Here is a 5,771-nt window from a genome sequence, read left to right on the forward strand (position 1 = left end):
TATTTTTCGAGCTTCTTGATATTCTTTTGTGCCTTTCTCGTAATCGTATTCGTTATCTTCCACCCACCAAAACTTATTGCTTGTAATAGCAAAGACATCTGCCAGCTCTTGGAGGGTAGTCATATTTTCAAATTGTTCTTTTATTTCAGCTGCCGTAGTTGATGGAATCGGCTCACTTACCATAATATACATCTACTACTCCTCCTTATATCCAATTCACTGCCTAAACTCTCTCTGACAACCAAATCGGCAACTCAATGTCCGACATCTAAATCGTCGTCTAAACTATATACACTTTTTATGTTCCTCTCCTATCGCCCTGTTTCCGCAAATCGCTATATTTAGACCTCGGATTGAATGTTTTCCTATTCCCGATAGCAAAAAAGACCTGAAATCAGGCCTTTTTCGCACTTATTTACCTGACCTTAGACATCAATACAACCGTCTCGACGTGCGTCGTCTGCGGAAACATATCCACCGGTTGCACAACCTCCACGCCATACCCCCGCTCGTTCAACACCGCACAATCCCGTGCCAAGGTCGCCGGATCGCACGAAACATACACAATTCGCTCCGGGTTCATTTTGACCAACGAATCAATCGTCGTTCCGTCCAGTCCCTTGCGCGGCGGGTCCACAATCGCCACATCCGGCTGAATCCTCCGCTCCAACAACTGTGCAGTGCACACTCCCGCGTCGCCGCAGATAAACTCCGCGTTGGCGATTCCGTTGCGGACCGCATTCCTCTTCGCATCCTCCACCGCCGAAGGAACAATCTCGATGCCGATCACCCGCTTCGCCTTCCGGGCCGCGCTCAGTCCAATCGTGCCTGTGCCGCAATACACGTCGATCACCGTTTCTTCCCCGGTTAAACCAGCCAGTTCGATCGCCTTCGTATACAACACTTCCGTCTGGACCGGATTGATCTGATAAAACGACTTCGCCGAAATCTGAAACCGCAGGCCCAACAATTCTTCCTCAATCGAAGCCGATCCCCACAACACGATCTCCCGATCCCCCAGAATCACGTTATCCTCACGCCCGTTCACATTTAAGATGATGCTGCGAATCTGCGGATACGCCGCAGTCAAACGCTCTATCAGTTCGTCTTTCCCTTTCAGGTTCTCCGATTTCGCGATCAACACAACCATGACCTGCCCCGTCTTAAACGCATGCTTGATCAACAAATGCCGCAGCTGCGCCGGATCGCCCGCTTCCTCAATCCAGGACCGCAGCGATCTCAAAATCTGATTTTCCAGTTCGCTGTGCAGGCAGCATTCGTCAAAATCCACAATATCATGCGAATGACTCCGATAATAGCCGCTGATCACTTTTCCATCCCGGTTGACCCCCACCGGCACCTGCACCTTATTCCGATAGTTCCAGGGAAATTCCATCGACAACACCGGCTGAACCTCCACGTCCAGATGTCCGATCCGCTGGAAACAATCCGCGACCCGGTGGCGCTTAAACTCCGCCTGCAGCTCAGCCTCCATTATCTGCAGCTGACAACCTCCGCACTGGCGCGCAACGGGGCAGCGCGGCTCAATGCGCTGCGGACTCTCTGATAAGCGCCGGATCACCCGGCCATAACCCACGTTCTTCTTCACGGCCGTCACCCCGATCTCCGCACTTTCCCCCTTCAATAAATCCTTCACGAAGAAACACAATCCTTCATGACGAACTACCCCCAGTCCATCAAACGTATAGTCGACAGCCGCTGCTGTAAACACATCATTTTTCTTTAACGCCATTCTCCGCTCCCCTTTCTGAATCATAATTTCAGCTCATCGCAACGATGAAACAACCAAACTCCAAGCCCTAAATCCGATCCAAAAACGAAAAAGGGCTTCCGCCCTTTATTCCTTCGTGTCGTCCTGCGCTTCCGTATCCTCGCCGCCAACGACCTCGTCATCGTCATCCTTCGCCGCCTGAGGATTCCGCTTTTCTGCCAGTTCCTCGCGCAGCTGCTGGGCCAGATCGGCATCCAGCGGTTTTGATACGATCTGCGTCGCAGCCTGTTCCATACTGGAGTTTTTCGCGCGGATCACATACACGTAATCCTCGGACCCCGATTTATCAACATTGTTGTAGACATGCACTTCCAGGTCATACATCTTCTTGCCATTCGACGCCGTAAAGTAAGTCCCTTCATTCAGCACCGCCGTCACATCATTGTACGCCGTTTCCGACAAAGCACTCGCTTCCTCGTCGCTGATCGAATCCACGGTATCAACATACACCCGCAGCGTCGCCGTCGTCAGTTCCACCGTGACCTTCTCCACCTGGTTTTCACCCTTGATCCGGCTTTCGATCTCCGACAGCTGATCCTTGGTGATCGCCGGATCCAGATCGCCCTTGAACCGATCGCCGTTGATCGGCTTCCCCGTGTCCATGGACGCGCTGATCAAAATCCATCCCAGAATCGCGCATGGAATCGCAATCAGCACCAAGCCCACAATCAAAATCATTGTGGATTTATCATTCTTCTTCGTTTTATGTTTCTTTGCCGGCGCCGCGGCCGGTTTCTTCTTCACTGTTTTCTTTTGTTCAGACAAAGTCCTTCACTCCTTATCTTTTACTATTTTACAGGAAAAGAAGGGATTTGACCAGTCATTTCCTGAGCCCTGCGTTTTTTGTAAGAAAAAGGACACCGAAAGCGTCAGTAACGCCTGGATGTCCCCCTTCAATCAGATTCTTTTCTTCAATTCCTCGACGATCAGCTTGTTGGTCATCGCCGGATTGGCCTGGCCTTTGGACTTTTTCATGACCTGACCGACCAGGAAGCCGACGGCGCGGTCCTTCCCGTTTTTATAGTCTGTGATCGACTGCGGCTGTTCATCCAAAACCTGATTGATCAGCGCGATCAGCGCGGAGGAATCGGACAGCTGTTTCATGCCTTTTTCCTGAGCGACCTGCTTCGGATCCTTCCCCTGAAGCACTTCCTCAAAAACGATCTTCGCCTGCTTGCCGGAGATTTCTCCGCCGACGATCATGTTGACCAGCTCAGCCATTGCCTGCGGCGCGACTGGGTTTTCAGCCAGCTTCGTGTTCAGCTTTGTCAACCCGGCCGGCAGCTCGACGATCACCCAGTTGGCGGCGATCTTGGCGTGCTGCGTGTGCTTCATGACCTGATCGTAGTAATCGGCCAACTCCTTATTTGCGACTAACAGCGCGATATCGTTTTCCGGCAGTCCCAGCTCGGCATACCGGGCCTGGCGAACTTCCGGCATTTCCGGCATCGCGGCCTGCAGCTGACGGATCCACTCCGGATCGAGCTGGATCGGAAAAATATTCGGTTCCGGGAAATATTTGTAATCCACAGCGCCTTCCTTTTTCCGCATCGAGATCGTCGTGCGCGACGCCTCGTCGAAGCGGCGGGTTTCCTGAACGACCTGACCACCTTCGTTTAAGATCTGTGTCTGACGTTCAATTTCATACTCGACCGCTTTCTGAACGTTGCTGATGGAATTGAGGTTTTTGATTTCCGTCTTAACGCCGAATTTCTCAGTTCCGACCGGACGCAGCGAGATGTTGACGTCGCAGCGCATCGAGCCTTCTTCCATCTTGACGTCGGAAACGCCCAGGTAATACAGTGTCTGTCTGAGCTTTTCGACATATGCCATCGCTTCCCTGCCGCTGCGGATATCCGGTTCCGATACGATTTCCACCAACGGCGTACCGGCGCGGTTGAAGTCGATCAGCGTACCGGCGTCATAGTGGAACTGCTTCGCTGTATCTTCTTCCATGTGCAACCGTTCAATCCGGATGACCTTCGGCCCGTTTTCCGTTTCAATCTCGACATGGCCGCGACGGCCGATCGGGTAAAACTGCTGGGTGATCTGGAAGCCTTTCGGCAGGTCGGTATAGTAATAGTTTTTCCGGTCGAACCGCACCAACGGATCGATCTCCATGTTCAGCGCCGTACAAGCCTGCACCGCCATCGCGACGGCCTGCTTGTTCAGACACGGCATCGTGCCGGGATGGCCTAAATCAATCTCGTTAACACAGGTGTTGGCCGGAGCGCCGAACAACACCGGAGCGCCGGAGAACATCTTGGTTTTGGTCTTTAACTCACAATGTATTTCAATTCCGATAATGACTTCGTATTCCATTATTCAATTCCCTCCGCTGTGGCGTCCTTCAGGCCGGTGATGTCTTCCATCGCCGCCGCAAAGTCGAACAGGCTCTGTTCATCCCAGGCCTTCGCCGTCATGTTTAAGCCGACCGGCAGTCCCTCGATCAAGCCCATCGGCACCGTACAGCTTGGATACCCAGTAAAGTTGCCGATGACCATGTGATTCTCCGCGATCAGATAACCGTCGGACAATTCGTCACGGGAGTGATCGTCCAGCTTCGGCGCGACATCGCTGCTGGCGGGCGCGATCAGAATGTCGTAATCCTTCATGACCTCCGCAACATTCTCGACGATCAGGCGGCGTACCCGCTGCGCCTGGCGGAACAGCTTTTCCTGATTTTCGACAAACAGACCGTAGCTGCCGATGACAAACCGCTTGCGGATCAGCGAGCCGAAGCCCTTGGTGCGCGACTGAATCATGATTTCTTCCATGCTGCTGCCCGGCTGCTGAACGCCGAACCGGATGCCGTCCAGGTTGGAGTGATTGGCCGTCGCTTCGCAGTTGGCGATTAAGTAGTAGGCCGGCAGGATCGCTTTCAACAGATCCTCGCGCAGACTGACTTCTTCCACTACCGCTCCCTTCGCTTTTAAAGCTTCGACGGTCTTTTCAAACAGGGCTTTCACTTCCGGGTTGGCCAGCGCGTCGATCACGTTTTTAAATATCGCGACGCGGCGTCCCTTAATCTCGCTGTTCAGCGCTGCCGCGTAGTCCGGCACCGGTCTGTCAGATGAGGTCATGTCGCGATCATCCCGGCCGGCCAGCACTTTTAAGGCCTCGGCCGCATCCAGCGCGCTGCGCGTGAAATAGCCGACGTGATCGAGCGAAGAGGAATAAGGAATGATGCCGTAACGGGAAATCCGGCCATAGGTCGGCTTCATGCCCAGAACGCCGCAGAACGACGCAGGTTTGCGCACAGAATCCCCGGTATCGGAGCCGACCGCAAACGGAACGACACCCGCCGCGACTAACGCTGCGCTGCCGCCGGAGGAGCCGCCTGCCATGCGGGTGCGGTCATACGGATTATAAACCGGGCCGGTCGCCGCCGTTAAATTGGTGCCGCCCATCGCCAGCTCGTCCATCGACGCTTTGGCGATCACCACAGCGCCGGCTGCCTTCAGCTTGTCGACGATGTGCGCGTTATACACCGGAACATAGTTATCCAGAATCTTGCTGGAAGCGGTCGTGCGGACACCGCGCGTACAGACGTTATCCTTTAAGACCACCGGCATGCCGTGAAACGGTCCGTCCGGAATTGTATCCAGCGCCGCCAGCTGATCTTCAACGTCGACAAACGTCACCACCGCATTGAGCCGCGGCTGGGAAGCCTGCGCTTTAGCTACAGCCGCTTCCACCCGTTCGCGGGCGGTCGTCGTCGCTTTTAATTCACTCATCGTTGCCATTTTACTTCACCACCTTCGGAACCACAATGTGGCATTCTCTGACTTTCGGCGCGTTGGCCAGCGCGTCTTCACGGCTGATCACATGATCGACGACGTCCTCGCGCAGATAACTCGTCGGTGTTTCAAACGGGTAGACCATTGGTTCCACCCCCGTCGTGTCGATGCTTTCCAGCAGTCTCAGCTGTTTGTTCAACGTTTCGAATTCGGCCGCGATATCGGCGGCTTCCGCGTCG

General features: G+C 54.0%; 6 protein-coding genes. All 6 read right to left on the reverse strand.

Features of this window, described 5'->3' with window-relative positions; translation table 11 throughout:
• On the reverse strand, positions 1-192 hold a 192-nt coding region (locus HOLDEFILI_RS19950), incomplete at its 3' end, for a hypothetical protein (protein ID WP_006061099.1).
• Positions 193-415: 223 nt separating this feature from the next.
• The gene (rlmD, locus tag HOLDEFILI_RS16840) at positions 416-1,753 is read right to left on the reverse strand and encodes a 23S rRNA (uracil(1939)-C(5))-methyltransferase RlmD (protein ID WP_050767015.1); all 1,338 of its coding nucleotides are present in this window, start codon (positions 1,751-1,753) and stop codon (positions 416-418) included.
• 105 nt (positions 1,754-1,858) lie between these two features.
• Positions 1,859-2,557, reverse strand: a complete 699-nt coding sequence (locus HOLDEFILI_RS16845; RefSeq protein ID WP_006061101.1) for a hypothetical protein — start codon at positions 2,555-2,557, stop codon at positions 1,859-1,861.
• A gap of 132 nt (positions 2,558-2,689) precedes the next feature.
• Complete coding sequence (gatB, locus tag HOLDEFILI_RS16850) at positions 2,690-4,114, reverse strand: Asp-tRNA(Asn)/Glu-tRNA(Gln) amidotransferase subunit GatB (protein ID WP_006061102.1); 1,425 nt, start codon at positions 4,112-4,114, stop codon at positions 2,690-2,692.
• Positions 4,114-5,538: an amidase family protein gene (locus tag HOLDEFILI_RS16855; protein WP_006061103.1), complete on the reverse strand. Its 1,425-nt coding sequence runs from the start codon at positions 5,536-5,538 to the stop codon at positions 4,114-4,116. Before HOLDEFILI_RS16855 ends, gatB begins: the two co-directional genes overlap by 1 nt.
• Position 5,539: 1 nt before the next feature.
• The coding region (gatC, locus tag HOLDEFILI_RS16860; RefSeq protein ID WP_006061104.1) for an Asp-tRNA(Asn)/Glu-tRNA(Gln) amidotransferase subunit GatC at positions 5,540-5,771 on the reverse strand (232 nt) is incomplete at its 5' end.

The sequence above is a fragment of the Holdemania filiformis DSM 12042 genome (genome assembly GCF_000157995.1).
GTDB lineage: Bacteria > Bacillota_I > Bacilli_A > Erysipelotrichales > Erysipelotrichaceae > Holdemania > Holdemania filiformis.